Origin of the sequence: Mesorhizobium sp. LjRoot246 (assembly GCF_964254115.1) — a bacterium.
Taxonomy (GTDB): Bacteria; Pseudomonadota; Alphaproteobacteria; order Rhizobiales; family Rhizobiaceae; genus Mesorhizobium.
This window is the reverse complement of the sequence record NZ_CAXUSN020000001.1, coordinates 5,880,769-5,898,131: the sequence shown is the minus strand read 5'-3', so window position 1 is coordinate 5,898,131 and position 17,363 is coordinate 5,880,769. Positions and strand designations below refer to the sequence as shown.

Here is a 17,363-nt window from a genome sequence, read left to right as displayed (position 1 = left end):
GGTCTAGCCTCCCTGCATGGGCGAGAGGATTTCGATCCGGTCGCCGTCGCTCAACTGGAATTCCGCCCGGTTGGCTTTGTGCACGAGGTCGCTGTTGACGGCAGTGGCGAGCCAATCGCCCTCATAGGCGAGCGCGGCAAGCAGCTCCGCCAGCGTGGTGGCGGCAACCTCATGCGCTTCGCCGTTGACCATCAGTTTCATGAGCAAGTTCCTTGGTTCCGTCTTGACTGAAAACCAGGTCGGCGGCCTGGCGCGCCATGGTGGGGGCGAGGAGAAAACCGTGGCGATAGAGCCCGTTGATCGCGACGGTGTCTCCACTCGTTTCGACGCGCGGCAGGTTGTCAGGAAAGGCCGGACGAACGCCGACACCGGTTTCAACGATCTCGGCCTCGCCAAAGGCCGGATGGAGGGCATAGGCGGCCCCCAGCAGCTCCATCATGGAACGCGCCGTGACCGGTCCGGCGGACTGGCTCTCAATCATCGTCGCGCCGATCATGAACTGCGTGTCGGCACGCGGCACCGCATAAAGCGGAAAGCGCGGATGCAGCAGCCTGACCGGGCGCGACAGCGAGATATCAAGCGTGCGCAGGATCAGCATTTCGCCGCGAATGCCGCGCAGCCTGTCATCGACGGCGGCCATTCCCGTGCAGTCGATCTGACGATCGAAGCCGGAAACATGCCGGGCGTCGGTGCCGAAGTGGAATTCGACACCCATGGCTGCAAGCTTGTCATGAAGTGCCGCCATCGCCTGGCGCGGGTCGAGATGAGCCTCATCGGGGAACAGCAACCCGCGCCGGAAGCGGCCTGCGAGGTCGGGCTCCAGGATCGCAATTTCGTCTTCATCGACACGCCGATGCCCTGACGTGCGACTGGCGAACCGGTCAAGCTCACCGGCATCACGCGGCGCGGCCACGACCAGCGTTCCGGCTCGTGTCACCTGACCCGGCAGTACCGCATCCCACCAGCCGGCGGCATCGCGTCCGAGATCCAGCACCGGCTGCTCCGCGCTTTCACGCTCGCACCATGGCGCCAGCATGCCGCCGGCGAACCACGACGCATTGCCGCCGAGAGCATGTCTTGTCTCGGCAACTGTCACCGCAGCGCCGCGTGTGGCGAACTCGAAGGCTGCGGTGAGGCCGGCGACCCCGGCCCCTTGGACCAGCACCCTCACGATGGCCCATGCGCCTCCGGCATGAGCGGCGCGCCGGTCTCGTCCGCCGGCACATAGAGATCGCCGCCCTCGCGATATTTCGCCGCCATCGCCGCCATGCCCTCTTTCTGTGCCTCGGCGCGGATGTCGTGAGAGATACGCATGGAGCAGAATTTCGGCCCGCACATCGAGCAGAAATGTGCCAGCTTGTGCGCCTCCTTGGGCAAGGTCTGGTCGTGGAAGGATCGCGCGGTTTCGGGATCGAGCGACAGGTTGAACTGGTCCTCCCAGCGGAATTCGAAGCGCGCGCGGGAAAGGGCATCATCCCTGACTTTCGCCGCCGGATGCCCCTTAGCCAGGTCGGCGGCATGAGCGGCTATCTTGTAGGTGATCACGCCAATCTTGACGTCGTTGCGATCGGGAAGGCCGAGATGCTCCTTGGGCGTGACGTAGCAGAGCATGGCGGTGCCGAACCAGCCGATCATGGCCGCGCCGATGCCGGAGGTGATGTGGTCATAGCCCGGCGCGATGTCGGTCGTCAGCGGTCCAAGCGTGTAGAAGGGCGCCTCGCCGCAGACAGCGAGCTGCTTGTCCATGTTCTGCTTGATCTTGTGCATCGGCACGTGGCCGGGGCCTTCGATCATTACCTGGCAATCCTTCGCCCAGGCGATCTGCGTCAGCTCGCCGAGCGTTTCCAGCTCGGCGAATTGTGCTGCGTCATTGGCGTCGGCGATCGAGCCGGGACGAAGACCGTCGCCGAGCGAGAAGGACACGTCATAGGCGCGGCAGATGTCGCAGATCTCCGCGAAATGCTCATAAAGGAAGCTTTCCCGGTGATGGTGCAGACACCATTTGGCCATGATCGAGCCACCGCGCGAGACGATGCCTGTGACCCGGTCAACGGTCAGCGGGATGTAGTGCAGCCGCACACCGGCATGGATGGTGAAATAGTCGACGCCCTGTTCGGCCTGTTCGATCAGCGTGTCGCGGTACACCTCCCAGGTCAGGTCCTCGGCGATGCCGCCGACCTTTTCGAGCGCCTGGTAGAGCGGCACCGTGCCGATCGGCACCGGCGCATTGCGCACGATCCAGTCGCGGATGTTGTGGATGTTGCGGCCGGTCGACAGGTCCATCACCGTATCGGCGCCCCAGCGGATCGCCCAGACCATTTTTTCCACTTCCTCGGCCATCGAGGAGGTTACCGCCGAGTTTCCGATATTGGCGTTGATCTTCACCAGGAAATTGCGGCCGATGACCATCGGTTCGCTCTCTGGGTGGTTGATGTTGGCGGGAATGATCGCCCGCCCGCGCGCCACCTCGTCGCGCACGAATTCCGGTGTGACGAAGTCGGGGATCTCGGCGCCGAAGGCCTCGCCGTCGCGCTCAAGTTTGCCACGCAGGATCTCGCGGCCGAGGTTCTCGCGGATGGCGACGAACTCCATTTCGGGCGTGATGATGCCGGCGCGCGCATAGGCAAACTGGGTCACCGCCTTGCCCTGCTTGGCCTTGAGCGGCCGGTTGCGAATGGGAAATTCCGGCGTCAGGCGCTCGCCTGAGGCGAATCCATTGTCCTCCGGCCGCACGTGGCGGCCGTCATAGGCTTCGACATCGCCGCGGGCCATGATCCATTCGTGGCGAAGCCGTGCGAGGCCCTTTTCGATGCTGGTTTCGACGGTCGGGTCTGTATAGGGCCCGGACGGATCGTAGACGATGACGGGCGGCTCGCCGGCCGTCGGATGGACGGAGATTTCGCGCATCGGCACCTTGATGTGCGGATGGAGGAGGCCGGATTTGTGGATCTTGCGTGAGGCGGGCAGTGGTCCCGTCGACACGGCGGGGGTGAGGGCATTCATCTTGAGGCTCCTTTGCTCATGCATTGGAGACCCAGTTCTGTGCCGGAAGGATGAAAAGACGCTTTGCCCGGCCTGTTCGAAACAGGACTTCGGGCGTGAACTCCCGCAAAGCGCTTGCACCGTCCCTACGCCAGTATGAACTGGATCAGGTTCAACGGGTCACTGCGCCGCGAAAGCCAGCAGTATCTCAGCCCCTTGCCGGGACTCCCCTGGTGAATGCCTCAGGTTGAACGGGCCGGCGCTATTTTGTCAAGCGCATTTGGCCCGCGGCGTTGATCGGTCGCCAATCAAGTCTGCGGAAAGGCTGATGAATGCGTGGGGAAAGTCACGTCCCGGAGACCAGCGCAGGAATGGCCAAAGCCGCGTTCGCCTCGTCAAGGATGGAGAAACTGTATCGGCCGTGCGCGTCAAAATCGACCGAGTAGCTCAAGCGGTCGCGTATGTGGTTGTCCTGGTCGAAGGTGACGATCCGCGGCTTCAGCGAGGTGATCTTCGCTTCGTCCAGGTAGATGGAGTTGCAGATTATGATCTGGTCGCCGGGCTGGCAGGTGCGGGCCGCCGCTCCATTGAGGATGCAGCATCGTGAGCCGCGCTCGCCAAGAATGACATAGGTCGAAATCCGCGTACCGGAATTCTTGTTCCATATCTCCACGAATTCCATGGGCAAGATCCCGGCTGCTTCGCAGTGGTCAGGGTCCAGCGTTATCGAACCGTGATAGTTGAGGTTCGCTTCGGTGACGTGGATGCCATGCAGCTTGCCGGCGACTATTTTTCGCATTGGTCCCGTTGTCCTATTACCATTCATGACCAGTCCTACGCGCGGCCGGTCGTTCGGGCTAAATTCCGACCACGAGCGCACCGCCGCTGAGGCCTGCGCCCGCCGCCGTAAGGAGAATCTTTTCGCCCTGCCGAAATGGCTCCGTCTGGTTGGTCAGCGAGAGCGACAGCGGGATCGTCGCGGCGGAAGAGTTGCCGTATTCGGCGATCGTCTTGACGATTGCTTGATCTGCTATTCCGAGGTTCCTGCCGACCGCATCGAAAATGCGGGCATTGGCCTGATGCGGCACGAACCGGTCGATACCCTGTGGTCGCACTCCGGCAGCGGCAAGCGCGCTTATCGAGCAATCGGTCATCATCTCGACAGCCTTGGCGAACACTTCGCGTCCGTCGGTCATCGTCATGCGGGTCTGCGCGAGGTCGAGGTCGCCACGGAACGGGATGTTGCTTCCGCCCGCCGGAATCTGGATCAGCCCGTAGCGCGAGCCGTCGGAATCCACCGAAGCGCCGAGAATGCCCTGATAGAGGTCCTCGCAAGGACCAATCACCAGGGCGCCGGCGGCATCGGCGAAAAGGACTGAGCTCGCGCGCTCGGCCGGATTGATGCGGCGGCTGAGGATGTTGGCGGCGATGACCAGCGATGGTTTGCCGTGCAGGCGGGTGAACCCGTCGGCGAACATCAGCGCATAGATGAAACCGGCGCAGGCGCCGGTCAGATCGACCGCGCCTGCACGGCCAATGCCGAGCTTGTGCGCGACAAGGGGTGCACTGGGCGGCAGGAGGTGATCGGGCGTCGAGGTGGCAAGCAACAGCAGACCGATGTCGCTGCGGTCAATACCTGCGTTCGCCAGCGCCATGTCGCCGGCCTGTGTGGCAAGACCAGACAGCGTATCTTCGTCCGCTGCCCAGAAGCGCGAACGAATTCCGGTACGCCGTTCGATCCAGCCCGGTTCGAGCCCGAGATTGTTCTCGATCTCGGCATTCGCCACTTTGCGCCCAGGCGCATGATGGCCAAACCCGAGAATGCGCGACGATCTGCTCATGGCCCCGAACCGAAGCGTTCACCGGCCTCCTCGATGGCGTCATAGAGTCGATCGAGTTCCTCGCTGGCGATGCAATAGGGTGGGAGAAGATAGAGGACGTTGCCGAGCGGACGCACAAGCAGCCCCTTGTCGAGGAAGAACGCGCGCAGCTTCGGCCCGATCTCGGCCAGATAGCCGGCTGAGCCGGTGCGCAGGTCGAGGGCCGCGATCGTGCCAGTCGCTCGGCAGTCGGTGAAGTTGGCATTGTCACGAAAGCGCCGAAGCCCAGCTGCCTGCTGCGCACTCAACGCCGCGACCCGTTCGGCCACCGGCTCATCGTGCCAGATCTCGACATTGGCGAGTGCTGCCGCGCAGGCAATCGGATTGGCGGTGTAGGAGCTCGAATGAAAGAAGGTCTTCTTCCGATCTTCGGAATAGTGAGCCTGGAAGATGGCATCGGTGGCAAGCGTGGCGGCCAGCGGGATGGCACCACCGGTCAGCCCCTTCGAGGTGCACAGGATATCCGGAGAGATGGATGCCTGTTCGCAGGCGAACATCGTTCCGGTGCGCCCCCAGCCGGTCATCACCTCGTCGGCGATCAGCAGCGTGTCGGAGGCCTCAGTGATCTTTTTCAATTCGGTCAGAACTGACGCCGGATACATCAGCATGCCGCCGGCGCCAAGCACCAGCGGCTCGACGATCAGGGCGGCGGCACGCCGGTCGCGAGAGATTGCCTCGAACCGATCCAGTGTCTCCTGCTCGCGCCCTGCGGCCGGGAAGGGGATGGTGTCAACCTCGAACAGCAAAGGCTCGTAGGCGGCGTTGAACACGCCGCGAGCACCGACGCTCATCGTGCCGATCGTGTCGCCATGGTAGCTGTGCTCCATGACGACGATGCGCGAACGCGGCGCACCGAGGTTGCGGAAATAGCCAAGCGCCATCTTCAGCGCGACTTCGACGGAGGTCGAGCCGCTGTCGGAATAGAACACCCAGTCGAGTCCGGGCGGAGCGAGGCCGACAAGTGCCCTGGCCAGGCGTTCGGCCGGCTCGTGCGTGAAGCCGGCGAAGATGATCTGGTCGAGGCTCGACGCGGTCGTCTCGATCGCCTTCATGATGCGGGGATGGCGATGGCCATGGGTGACGACCCACCAAGAGGAAATGGCGTCCAGGATGCGCGCGCCGTCGGCCTTGTGAAGGTAGGCGCCTTCGGTCCGGACGATTTCGGGGATCGAATGCTCGAGCGCGTGCTGGGTGAAGGGGTGCCAAACTTGGGACTGCGGCATCATTGGCCTCTGGCAATCAAAGCGAGGTCGAAGCCGGCAATCATCGCGTCCCTCAGCGTCTTGCCCGTCAGCGGATCAAGGTGCTGCAGCCTGCCGAGCTGTGGCACGCCGCTGAATTCGACAATTGTCCTTTGCGTGTCTGCCACCTCGTCGCCGATAAATGCGACGCCGATGATTGGAATAGAGCGGGCACGCAGAGCTTCGATCGAGAGGAGCGTGTGGTTGATCGTGCCGAGCGCGGTGCGGGCGCACAGTATGACCGGCAGCCGCCATTGCGCGAATATGTCAATGAACCGTGTCTGCCGGTTGAGCGGCACCATCAGCCCGCCAGCACCTTCGATGACAAGCGGGCCCGGCAAGGCTGGCAGCGAGAGCTTTGCCGCCTCGATCGCGACGCCGTCGATTTCGGCTGAACGATGCGGCGACAGGGGCTTGCTCAAGCGGTAGACCTCCGGCAGCACGCGCCCTGGCGGCAGGCCGGCAAGCCGCGCAACCACCTCGCTGTCGGTCTCCTCATCGAGACCCGATTGCACCGGTTTCCAGTAGAAGCCGTCGAGCAGGCCGGCGAGTCCGGCCGAAAACACTGTCTTGCCAATTCCGGTATCTGTTCCTGTGATGACGATGCGCTTGGTCATGCCGACGCCAACACCTCGACGAGCACCTCGACCATGGCGGAAATGTCGGCTTCATCGACGTTGAGCGTGAATGAGATGCGCAGGCGCGAGGTGCCCTCAGGGACCGTCGGCGGGCGAATGCCGCGGATGTCGAAGCCGCGGGCCTGCAATGCCGCCGCCACCGCCATGGTGCGCCTGACGTCGCCGATGACGAACGGCTGGATCTGCGATCCGCTGGGCGTCACACCGCAGCGTTCAGCCAGTTGGCGGCCCGCGAAAGCGACACGCTCATGCAACTGAACACGGCGCATCGGCTCGTCGGTCAGCATGGCGAGTGCTTCGCGTGCCGCGACCGCCATCAACGGCGATGGCGCAGTGGCGTAGATGAATGGCCGGCACCGGTTGACGAGATAATTGCACAACGTTCCCGGTCCGGTGACCAGCGCGCCGGACGCGCCGAGCGCCTTGCCGCAAGTATGGAGCGCAATGATGTTGTCGCGACCCTCGAAAGCGGCGGCCAGCCCCCGGCCGTCCGGCCCGCAGACCCCGGTGGCATGCGCTTCGTCGACGACCATGAATGCCTCGTGCCGATCGGCAAGCGCGACGAGGCTCTCCATCGGCGCACGGTCGCCATCCATGCTGTAGAGACTTTCGACCGCGATCCAGACGCGCCCCATGCCGCCTTCGGCGCGCCAGCGCGTGATCGCGTCTTCGACAGCATTGACGTCGTTGTGCGCGGTCAGCATGAACTGGGCGCGTCCGGCCTGCGCACCCTCATGCATGCTGGCATGGGCGAGTTCGTCGAGAACCAGAAGGTCGCCCTTCTGCGGCAACGCGGTCAGGAGAGCGAAGTTGGCGATGTAGCCGCTGCCGAAGAACAGCGCGCGGTCAGCCCCGAAGAACGCCGCCGCGTCTGCCTCCAGTTGCTCATGTTCCGGCGCGTTGCCGCGCAACAGCCGCGACCCGGTGGCGCCAACCGGCGTGCCCCGCGCAATGGCCGCGGCAACCGCATCGCCCAGCCTCCTGGAGGCGGCAAGCCCGAGATAGTCGTTCGACGAGAAGTCGAGCCCGGCGCGCGGCGCCAGCGTCCGCAACCGGTCCTTGCGCGCCAGCCCCTGCAAGGTCGCGTCATAGCGGGCAAGCGGTGCCCCGCTCATTGCGCCTCGAGTTCCATCGGCTCGATGCCGAGACGACGGAACAGCAGAGTATCCTTGTCCTCGCCGGGATTGTCCGCCGTCAGCAGCGTGTCTCCAACAAAGATCGAATTGGCGCCGGCAAAGAAGCACAGCGCCTGCATCTCGTCGGTCATGGCGGTGCGACCGGCGGAAAGACGGACATGCGATTTCGGCATCATGATACGCGCCAGCGCGATCACTCGCACGAATTCGATCGGCTCGATGGGCCTGGCGTCGGCCAGCGGCGTGCCGGCGATCGGGATGAGCATGTTGATCGGAACGCTTTCGGGATGTTCCGCCAGATTGGCCAGCGTCACCAGCATGTCGATCCGGTCCACCGGTTCTTCGCCCATGCCGACAATGCCGCCGCAGCAGACCTTGATGCCGGATTGGCGAACCTGTTCGAGCGTATCGAGCCGGTCGGCAAAGCTGCGCGTGCCGATGATCTCGCTATAGTAGCGTTCCGACGTATCGATGTTGTGGTTGTAATAGTCGAGACCTGCCTGTTTCAGACGAGCGGTCTGCTCAAGATCGAGCATGCCGAGCGTCATGCAGGTCTCCATGCCGAGCGCCTTGACGCCTTCGACCATGGCGACGACCGCGTCCATGTCGCGCGCCTTGGGGTTTCGCCAGGCCGCGCCCATGCAATAGCGAGTGGCGCCGGCATCGCGCGCCTTGGTCGCCTCGGCGATGACGCGCCTGACTTCCATCAGCTTCGACGCCTTCAGACCGGTTTCGTAATGGGCCGACTGGCTGCAATAGCCGCAATCCTCCGGGCATCCGCCGGTCTTGATGCTGAGGAGGCGGCTGAGCTGGACCTTGTTGGGATCGAAATTCTGGCGGTGCACGGTCTGCGCCTGAAACAGCAGGTCGTTGAAGGGCGCATCGTGGAGAGCCTGGGCTTCTTCCAGGGTCCACGTCCGGCGGCCGTCGAATGATTGAGCTTCAGGCAGGGTCTTTTCCGAAATCGCTGCGTGCATTTCCATCCTGTTCCTTGCGTTGCGGCGACACGCGCCTTTGAAATGGCGAGGCACGGTCGAGAGAAGCTGGGTAGGCTAGATGGTCAGCCTCGACGATCAAAGCTCACGGTAGTCGAGGCCGATATCGAGGATCGGCGCGCTGTGAGTCAACCAGCCGATGGAAATCAGATCGATGCCGGTTGCGGCAACGGCTGGCGCAATCGCGGCGGTGATCCTGCCCGACGCCTCGGTTGTGGCGCGGCCGGCAACCATGGCCACCGCCTGGTGAAGCTCGTCGACAGACATGTTGTCGAGCAGGACAGCGTCGGGGGTAAGCGCCAGGGCCTCTTCCAACTGGGCCAGCGTATCGACCTCGACTTCGATTTTGACCAGATGGCCGACACTGCTTCGCGCCCGCTCCATTGCCGTGCGAATGCCGCCGGCGATGGCGATGTGGTTGTCCTTGATCAGGATAGCATCGTCGAGGCCGAAGCGGTGATTAGCGCCACCACCTGCGCGCACGGCATATTTTTCGACGGCCCGCAATCCAGGCGTCGTCTTGCGCGTGCAGACGATTTTTGCGCCGTGGCCGCGGACCGCCGCGACGATCGATGCCGTCGCTGTGGCGATGCCGCTCAAATGACAGAGAAAATTGAGCGCCGTCCGTTCCGCCGTGAGGATTGCCCGAGCCGGGCCGCTTACGGAGGCGATGATGTGCCCGGGCGCGACCTCGCCGCCATCCGGGCTGTGGACGATCATTTCGACGTTCGGGTCGATGAGTCGGAAGGCAAGCATCGCCAGATCGAGCCCGGCGACAGTTCCGGCCTGGCGCGCAGTCAGCAATGTTGTCGCACGATGGCCCTTCGGTATGATCGCATCCGAGGTCAGGTCGCCGGCCCTGCCGAGATCTTCGAGAAGAGCTGCCCGTACCAAAGGCTCGAGCATGATTGCTGGAAGCGGTGGGAGGTTCATCACGGGATGCTTTCCAGCGCTGGGGAGGATGCGAGTTCCCGTGCTACGGCGATGGCTGCGTCGAGCGTGAGGTGGGAACGGCGGGCGACGGTTGCATGGTGGGGGAAGTCCGTCCGGAAATGAGCGCCGCGGCTTTCCCGGCGCAGCAAGGCTGCAATCACGATCATCAGCCCAACGGTGGCGGGACCGGACGCAGCGTCGTGCCGCTGCAGCAGCGGCAGTAAGGCGCGCGCAGCCCCTTCCAACCCCTCGCCATCCCGCGTGACGCCGAGGGCGCGTGACAGGAGAGGGCGCACTGGTCCTTGATCTGCGGCAGGCAGGTCAGGTGCCATCGCTCGCTTTCCGCTGCCGTCAGGCGAAGCGGCTATACTCTCGGCAACCCAGCGTGCGCAGACGACAGCTTCGGTCAGCGAGTTGCTGGCAAGCCGGTTGGCACCGTGCAGCCCGGTCGACGCGACTTCTCCGCAAGCCCAAAGTCCTGGAATCGAGGTGCGCCCGACCAGATCCACGGCGACACCACCCATGTGATAGTGCTGGGCCGGCCGGATGGGAATGAGATCATGCGCCGGATCGATGCCGGCCTTGCCACAGGCTGACGCGATCGTCGGAAAAAGCTGCGCGAAGGTCGCGCCCGGCTTTTCGCGTACGTCGAGGAAGACGCGATGGCCGGCGGCAAGATGTCTCCAGACAGCGCGCGCGACGATGTCGCGCGGTGCAAGCTCCGCCCCTCGCACGCCGTCGAGAAAACGCCGCCCCGTCTCGTCGACGATGGTTGCGCCTTCGCCGCGAACCGCCTCGCTGATGAGCGGCATCGGACGGCCCGGCCCGTCAAGCGCGGTCGGGTGGAACTGGATGAACTCCAGGTCGGCAAAAATTGCACCCGCGCGCGCTGCGAGCGCGAGACCCTGTCCGCAATTGCCCAGCGGGTTTGTGGTGTCATCGAACAGGCCGCCGATCCCGCCAGTGGCGAGAATGACCCGTCCGGTGGCGAGGAATACTGGACTTGTCGAACAGCTCGCCAGCACCCCGGTGACCCTGCCGTCCTCCACGGCCAACCGGCGCGCTTCCACGCCTTCCACGACTACAATCGACGGAGTGGAACGCACGGCGGAGACCAAGGCGCGCATAATCTCGCGCCCGCTGCCGTCGCCGTCGGCATGAACGATGCGCCTCCGGCTGTGCGCGGCCTCCAGTCCTAGGCGCAGCGTTCCTTCGGGTGTGCGATCGAAGCGGACCCCAAGGCGCGCCAGATCCTCGATCGCCGCGGGCGCGGCGTACACGATGCGCCTTGCTGTATCCGCATCGCAAAGGCCGTCACCTGCGGCGAGCGTGTCGGCAAGGTGGAGTGCCGGGTCACCATCGTCTCCTACGCTGGCGGCAAGCCCACCCTGCGCCCACACGCTCGACGCATCCGCGCCAAGCGGGGACCGCGAGAGGAGAACCACCGGCTCCGGCGCCAAGTGCAGTGCAGTCATCAGTCCGGCTATGCCGCCGCCGATGATGACCGGCCGCCCGGCGAGATTGCGGAGGTCCATGCTCATACGGCCAGCATCCGCTCGACGGCCAGCCGCGCGCGCCCAGCGATCTCGGGTGCGATGGTCACGATATGGCGGTTCTGTTCGAGCGCCGCCCGGATGTTGGCGAGCGTTATCCGCTTCATGTGCGGGCACAAATTGCAGGGCCGGATGAACTCGACATCGGGATGCTCGACCGCGACATTGTCGCTCATCGAGCACTCCGTCATCAGCACGACGCGAGGCGGTTTTTGCCGCCCGACATAATCGGACATGGCAGCGGTCGAGCCGGAAAAATCGGCCTCGGCCACCACATCGGGCGGGCATTCGGGATGGGCCAGCACCGTCACGCCGGGATGGTCCTCGCGAAGCTGGCGGATGTCGGCAGGCGTGAAGCGCTCATGCACCTCGCAATGCCCTTTCCAGGCGATGATCTGCACGTCGGTCTGGGCCGCGATGTTCTGGGCCAGATATTCGTCCGGCAGCATGATCACCCGGGGAACGCCAAGCGACTCGACGACAGCCTTCGCATTGCCGGAGGTACAGCAGATATCGGACTCGGCTTTCACTTCGGCTGACGTGTTGACATAGGTAACGACCGGCACGCCCGGATAGCGTTGCCGCAGCAGCCGGATGTCCTCGGCAGTAATCGAGTCAGCAAGCGAACAGCCTGCTCTGAGGTCGGGAATGAGCACCGTCTTTTGCGGATTGAGCAGCTTCGCTGTCTCGGCCATGAAATGCACGCCGGCGAGAACGATGATATCGGCTTCGACCGACATCGCCTTGCGGGCAAGCGCCAGGCTGTCGCCAACGATGTCGGCGACACAGTGGAAGATCTCCGGCGTCTGGTAGTTGTGAGCCAGGATGACGGCGTTTCGCTGCCGCTTCAGATCGAGAATGGCGTCGATATCATCGGTGAACGCTGGCCACTCGATCGGTGGAATGACACGCCGTACCCGATCGTAGAGCGTGGCCGTACGTGCGGAGGCGATCGGCATGGCCTATTATTCTCCAAATGAGTATAATAGGCATATTCTTATCTTGAGAATAAGAAATGTCAAACGCGTGAGAGTGGCAATTTGGTCCCTGCGACAGTTCGCTCCGCCAGAACCGTCTGGCGAAAGCGAAAGCGCTTGGCTGGACGCCCCCCGGTGTCGGACATTGTCTCACCTGTCTCTTCCACCAGATCCTGCTCTTCGATGAGACGCCGAAAGTTTGGCTTGTGAACGAGCCGGCCTGCGAGCGCTTCAACGGTGCGCTGCAGCTGCAGGAATGTAAATGTTGGCGGCATCAACTCGAAGACGACGGGCCGATATTTGATCTTGGTCCGCAACCTGCCGATTCCCGTCGCCAGAATACGGCGATGGTCGGCAATCATCGACCGGCCAGGTGTCGACGACAGGCTACCCACGTTGCTGCCGCGTACAGCTTCCGCCACCAGCGCGGCTTCATAGAGCAGTTCGTACCGCTGCAGGACAAGCTCCTCGTTCCAGTCGCGCGCTTCGAAGCCGAAAGCGACTGCCGCGCGCTGCCATCGATCGTGACGCGTGTCCGGGGCGTCGGCCTCATCGGCCCAGACCCGCAGTCGGGGCATGAGAATGCCAGGCACTACCGACGGCACGCCCGCGCGATGATCTTCCCACGGAAAATAGTCGTACCAGCTTCGCCAGCCATGCGCTGCCGACTTTTCCGTCTGCTCCTCCCGCGTCAGTCCGAGATAGCTGATCGAGATCACGCGCCGCACGTGCTCGTCATCGATCCGGTCGCGATCGGCAAAGGTATAGAGCTGCTCGACATAGCCCAGTGGATGATTGGTCTGCCGCTCTACCCAAGCTCGCAGACCCGACTGCAGGGAACGATGGTCGAGTTCGAAGGGACCCGAAGGCAAAGCACTGGCGCCCTGTCCGATGGTCAGCACGCGTGGCTCACCATTTGTCACGGCGATCACGACGGCGATCAGGTCCGCGCTCACGGCCTGGCCGCGGTCATTTCTAGCGTTCTCGTTCTTCGCCAGAGTTTTCTTGTTTTGCATAGGGGTTTGATGGCATTCCAATTATCAAGTCGCCCCGAAGGGACCAATGTGAGGCAAGGTTGAACTGCTGACTGCTGCCCGTCAACGTCGTCCAGGACGGCGTATTCGGCCAGGTCTTGGTCTTTGCCCTTCGCGGCGGCGCATTTCTATACCAAAATGCGACAGCCAGATCGCTCACCCCGTAGATGTTGCCTTTTCAAAGGCAAACGCACCTCTGAACGCGTGAGCCTCGCACTGTAACCAGCAAGTCTTTCCACGTCGGTCCACGCCATGTTGTCCTGGCCGGCCCTTTGTTCTTGCGTGTCCGAAACCTCGACACTTTCTATCTGCTCACGCTAGTTCATCCCCGAGGAGAGAGAAGTGCCGGCGACCAAGATATTGTGGGGCCAGATTCTCACCGTGCTCCTGATCGTGATCGGCACCACCTGGTGCGCGACACAGTGGACGGCATGGCGGCTGGGCTTCCAGCCGCAACTCGGTTCGCCCTGGTTCGATTTCGCTGGCCAGTCCGTCTATCCCCCTCCTGCATTTTTCTGGTGGTGGTTTTTCTACGACGCCTATGCGCCGGGGGTCTTTCTCGAAGGGGCACTGATCGCGGTGAGCGGAAGCTTTGTTGCAATCGCGGTCGCCATCGGCATGTCGGTGTGGCGTGCGCGCGAGGCGAAGAACGCGGCCACCTACGGGTCGGCGCGCTGGGCGACGCAGGAGGAAATCTCGGCCGAAGGCATGATCGGCCCCGACGGTGTCGTGCTGGGCAAGCTCGATGAGGATTATCTGCGCCACGACGGCCCGGAGCATATTCTGTGCTTCGCGCCGACTCGAAGCGGTAAGGGCGTTGGCCTTGTCATTCCGTCGTTGCTGACTTGGCCTGGAAGTGCGATCGTCCATGACATAAAGGGGGAGAACTGGGAACTGACGGCCGGGTGGCGGTCGCGTTTTGGTCACGTCCTTCTGTTCGATCCGACCAACGCGGCTTCGGCCGCCTACAATCCCCTTCTCGAGGTGCGGCGCGGCGAATGGGAAGTCCGCGATGTCCAGAACGTTGCCGACGTCCTGGTCGATCCGGAAGGATCGTTGGAACGCCGCAATCATTGGGAAAAGACCAGCCACGCGTTGCTGGTCGGCGCGATCCTGCATGTCCTTTATGCCGAACACGACAAGACGCTGGCCGGCGTCGCCAACTTCCTCTCCGATCCGCAACGGCCCATAGAAGCGACATTGCGCACCATGATGCTGACGCGCCATCAGGGTGAAGGCGGGCCGCATCCGGTCGTGGCATCGGCGGCGCGTGAACTGCTCAACAAGTCGGAAAACGAGCGCTCCGGTGTGCTCTCGACGGCGATGAGTTTTCTGGGCCTCTACCGGGACCCTGTGGTGGCCAAGGTGACGTCTCGCTGCGACTGGCGCATCGCCGATCTTGTCGAGGGCGCGCGCCCGACGACCCTCTATCTGGTCGTGCCGCCATCGGACATCAGCCGCACCAAGCCGCTCATTCGCCTCGTGCTCAACCAGATCGGCCGCAGGCTGACCGAGGACCTGCACGCTAAGCACCGGCGACAACGCCTTCTGATGATGCTCGACGAGTTCCCCGCGCTGGGCAGGCTTGATTTCTTCGAAAGCGCGCTGGCCTTCATGGCCGGCTACGGCATCAAGTCTTTCCTGATTGCCCAATCGCTCAACCAGATCGAAAAAGCCTACGGGCCGAACAATTCCATCCTGGACAATTGCCATGTGCGGGTCAGCTTCGCCACCAATGACGAGCGGACTGCCAAGCGCGTCTCGGATTCGCTTGGGACGGCGACCGAGATGCGGGCCATGAAGAACTACGCCGGCCACAGGTTGTCGCCCTGGCTTGGACATCTGATGGTATCGCGGCAGGAGACGGCGCGTGCGCTGATGACACCCGGCGAGATCATGCAACTTCCGCCGACCGATGCCGTCGTCATGGTGTCGGGCCTGTTCCCGATCCGGGCAAAAAAAGCTCGCTACTTTGCCGATCCGCGGCTGGCTGAGCGGGTGCTGCCGCCACCGAAGCCGGGCAGCACGGAGGGAGCCTCGCGTCCCGACGACTGGAGCGGTGCAACGATCTTTGCGGCGTCAGACAACTCTCACCAACGGAAAGCGTCCAGTGATTCCCGGGACGAGGATCCGGCGAACGGCGGTATCCGTCGCCAGCCCGGGCTCCCCGAACACGAGGACATTGCGCCTGAGCGAGCAGCACATCGCGAAGACGAGTTCGACCTCGATAGGGACGAAGCTGACGACGAGGCCGTCCGTCGGCGCGCGGTAGACCGGGCTATGCGGGGCACTGCGCGACAAGCCGCCCTCGATCCCAACGACGGCATTGAGCTTTGAGCCCTTGAAGAACACGAAGAAAAAGCGGCTCTCCGCCTATCTCGATCCGGACGTGATGAACGCGTTGGCCGACTACTCTGCTCGGCGCGACGTCTCGCTGTCGCTGATCGCTGAGGCTGCGATCGCGTCATTTCTGTCCCCGGACGCCGAGGAACGCAAGGAGGCGGCGATCACCCGCCGCCTCGACCAGATCGACCGGCGCGTCCAGCGCGTCGAGCGCGATGTCGGCATCGCCATTGAGACACTTGCGCTGTTCGTGCGCTTTTGGCTCAATTCCACCCCAGCCTTGTCGGAATCCGCACAGGCTGAAGTCCGTGCGAAGGGACTGCAGCGCTATGACAGCTTTGTCGATGCGCTCGGTCGCCGATTGAGCAAGGGGCCAAAACTCAGACAGGAAATCGCTGACGACGTGCCGCCTGCGTCGCCAGCCGACGCGGATGATTCTCCGGCGAGATAGAAAGGCGCAGGCAAGCCGACGAGATCGTCGCACCGCATTCTGCAAGTCTCTGCACGCCGCATCACGATCGCCGGTTTTGCTTGTTGCAAGGTCGATGTTCCTGCCTCTTCTAATCATCCCCGACAGCGGCACGGACCCAACGGACCGCGGGAATGGGGATCATCGTGGCAACCAATCATCATCCCGGCAGGGAAGCAGTATCGCGCGGTGCGCGCATGCTGCGCACCGCCCTCGGCCCAGCCATCGCTGGTTTTCTCGAAGATCCTGCAGTCATCGAGGTGATGCTGAACCCGGACGGGCGGCTGTGGGTCGACCGGTTGAAGGAGGGACTTGTCGCAACCGATGAAGTCCTGATCCCGGCCAACGCCGAGCGCATCGTGCGACTGGTCGCGCACCATGTCGGCAGCGAGGTGCATTCGGGCTGGCCGCGTGTCTCGGCCGAGCTGCCCGAGACGGGCGAACGCTTCGAGGGCCTGCTGCCGCCTGTCGTCACGGCACCGACCTTTGCCATCCGCAAGCCGGCAATCGCTGTGTTCTCGCTGGAAGACTATGTCACCGTCGGCATCATGACCGAGGCCCAGGCCGACGTGCTGTGCCTTGCGGTCGAGAAGCGGAAAAATGTGCTGGTCGCCGGTGGTACGTCGACCGGCAAGACCACGCTGGTCAACGCACTGCTGGCGGAGGTGGCCAAAACCGCCGACCGCGTCGTGCTGATCGAGGACACGCGCGAACTGCAGTGTGCGGCGCCAAATCTGGTTGCATTGCGCACGAAGGACGGCGTCGCTTCTCTATCCGATCTGGTGAAGTCGTCGTTGCGGCTTCGCCCCGACCGCATCCCGATCGGCGAAGTGCGCGGCGCCGAGGCACTTGATCTGCTGAAAGCCTGGGGCACTGGCCACCCCGGCGGTATCGGCACCATCCACGCCAGTTCCGCCCTTGGCGCACTGCGCCGTCTCGAGCAGCTCGTTCAGGAGGCCGTCGTCATGGTCCCACGCGCGCTCATTGCCGAAACCATCGACCTCATCGCGGTCCTCGCTGGCCGGGGTCCTGCGCGTCGTCTGGTCGAGATCGCCTGGGTCGAAGGGCTCGATCTCGCCACCGGCGATTACCGCACGCTCGAAGCCAAGCTCGAGAATCAAATCAACCGCCAATCCCCAATCTCTCATGGAGCTCCAGAATGAATCCGATCTGCTTCACTTC

The 17,363-nt window shown here is 63.5% G+C and carries 16 protein-coding genes and 1 riboswitch; of the genes, 3 read left to right on the top strand and 13 right to left on the bottom strand.

The annotated features are described in order from the left end of the window. Positions 1–3: 3 nt before the first annotated feature. The 13 genes from thiS to ACSQ3L_RS28585 all read right to left on the bottom strand — a co-directional run bounded on the left by thiS (position 4) and on the right by ACSQ3L_RS28585 (position 13,351). Positions 4–201, bottom strand: coding sequence for a sulfur carrier protein ThiS (gene thiS, locus ACSQ3L_RS28645; protein ID WP_436162962.1), 198 nt, complete (start codon positions 199–201; stop codon positions 4–6). Next, entirely contained in the window at positions 170–1,171 is a 1,002-nt protein-coding gene (gene thiO / locus ACSQ3L_RS28640) for a glycine oxidase ThiO (protein ID WP_436162961.1), read from the bottom strand. The genes thiS and thiO overlap by 32 nt, the downstream gene beginning before the upstream one ends. Further along, positions 1,168–3,003 (bottom strand): phosphomethylpyrimidine synthase ThiC, encoded by a 1,836-nt coding sequence (thiC, locus tag ACSQ3L_RS28635; RefSeq protein ID WP_436162960.1) that lies wholly within the window; start codon positions 3,001–3,003, stop codon positions 1,168–1,170. Before thiC ends, thiO begins: the two co-directional genes overlap by 4 nt. A 104-nt stretch (positions 3,004–3,107) precedes the next feature. Continuing rightward, positions 3,108–3,224, bottom strand: a riboswitch (TPP riboswitch). 104 nt (positions 3,225–3,328) lie between these two features. Further along, positions 3,329–3,781, bottom strand: coding sequence for an aspartate 1-decarboxylase (gene panD / locus ACSQ3L_RS28630; protein ID WP_436162959.1), 453 nt, complete (start codon positions 3,779–3,781; stop codon positions 3,329–3,331). Between the two features lie 58 nt (positions 3,782–3,839). After that, positions 3,840–4,823 (bottom strand): beta-ketoacyl-ACP synthase III, encoded by a 984-nt coding sequence (locus ACSQ3L_RS28625; protein WP_436162958.1) that lies wholly within the window; start codon positions 4,821–4,823, stop codon positions 3,840–3,842. After that, the gene (locus ACSQ3L_RS28620; RefSeq protein ID WP_436162957.1) at positions 4,820–6,085 is read right to left on the bottom strand and encodes an adenosylmethionine--8-amino-7-oxononanoate transaminase; all 1,266 of its coding nucleotides are present in this window, start codon (positions 6,083–6,085) and stop codon (positions 4,820–4,822) included. The genes ACSQ3L_RS28625 and ACSQ3L_RS28620 overlap by 4 nt, the downstream gene beginning before the upstream one ends. Continuing rightward, a complete protein-coding gene (gene bioD / locus ACSQ3L_RS28615; RefSeq protein WP_436162956.1) occupies positions 6,085–6,720 on the bottom strand; it encodes a dethiobiotin synthase in 636 nt (211 codons plus the stop codon). Before bioD ends, ACSQ3L_RS28620 begins: the two co-directional genes overlap by 1 nt. Then, the gene (locus ACSQ3L_RS28610) at positions 6,717–7,856 is read right to left on the bottom strand and encodes an 8-amino-7-oxononanoate synthase (protein WP_436162955.1); all 1,140 of its coding nucleotides are present in this window, start codon (positions 7,854–7,856) and stop codon (positions 6,717–6,719) included. The genes bioD and ACSQ3L_RS28610 overlap by 4 nt, the downstream gene beginning before the upstream one ends. Beyond that, a complete protein-coding gene (bioB, locus tag ACSQ3L_RS28605) occupies positions 7,853–8,854 on the bottom strand; it encodes a biotin synthase BioB (protein ID WP_436162954.1) in 1,002 nt (333 codons plus the stop codon). Before bioB ends, ACSQ3L_RS28610 begins: the two co-directional genes overlap by 4 nt. Before the next feature lie 96 nt (positions 8,855–8,950). Continuing rightward, the gene (nadC, locus tag ACSQ3L_RS28600; RefSeq protein ID WP_436162953.1) at positions 8,951–9,805 is read right to left on the bottom strand and encodes a carboxylating nicotinate-nucleotide diphosphorylase; all 855 of its coding nucleotides are present in this window, start codon (positions 9,803–9,805) and stop codon (positions 8,951–8,953) included. Next, positions 9,805–11,346 carry an L-aspartate oxidase gene (locus ACSQ3L_RS28595; RefSeq protein ID WP_436162952.1) on the bottom strand — a complete coding sequence of 514 codons (1,542 nt, stop codon included), beginning with the start codon at positions 11,344–11,346 and terminating at the stop codon, positions 9,805–9,807. Before ACSQ3L_RS28595 ends, nadC begins: the two co-directional genes overlap by 1 nt. Beyond that, on the bottom strand, positions 11,343–12,317 hold the full coding sequence (nadA, locus tag ACSQ3L_RS28590) for a quinolinate synthase NadA (RefSeq protein WP_436162951.1): 975 nt from the start codon (positions 12,315–12,317) through the stop codon (positions 11,343–11,345). Before nadA ends, ACSQ3L_RS28595 begins: the two co-directional genes overlap by 4 nt. Positions 12,318–12,376: 59 nt before the next feature. Then, complete coding sequence (locus ACSQ3L_RS28585; protein ID WP_436162950.1) at positions 12,377–13,351, bottom strand: NUDIX hydrolase; 975 nt, start codon at positions 13,349–13,351, stop codon at positions 12,377–12,379. Between the two features lie 360 nt (positions 13,352–13,711). Between ACSQ3L_RS28585 and ACSQ3L_RS28580 the strand changes: the two genes are divergently transcribed. The 3 genes from ACSQ3L_RS28580 to trbB all read left to right on the top strand — a co-directional run bounded on the left by ACSQ3L_RS28580 (position 13,712) and on the right by trbB (position 17,344). Then, a complete protein-coding gene (locus tag ACSQ3L_RS28580) occupies positions 13,712–15,706 on the top strand; it encodes a conjugal transfer protein TraG (RefSeq protein WP_436162949.1) in 1,995 nt (664 codons plus the stop codon). A gap of 55 nt (positions 15,707–15,761) precedes the next feature. Next, on the top strand, positions 15,762–16,163 hold the full coding sequence (locus tag ACSQ3L_RS28575; protein ID WP_436162948.1) for a CopG family transcriptional regulator: 402 nt from the start codon (positions 15,762–15,764) through the stop codon (positions 16,161–16,163). Positions 16,164–16,378: 215 nt separating this feature from the next. Then, positions 16,379–17,344 carry a P-type conjugative transfer ATPase TrbB gene (gene trbB, locus ACSQ3L_RS28570; RefSeq protein ID WP_436163555.1) on the top strand — a complete coding sequence of 322 codons (966 nt, stop codon included), beginning with the start codon at positions 16,379–16,381 and terminating at the stop codon, positions 17,342–17,344. Positions 17,345–17,363: the final 19 nt, after the last annotated feature.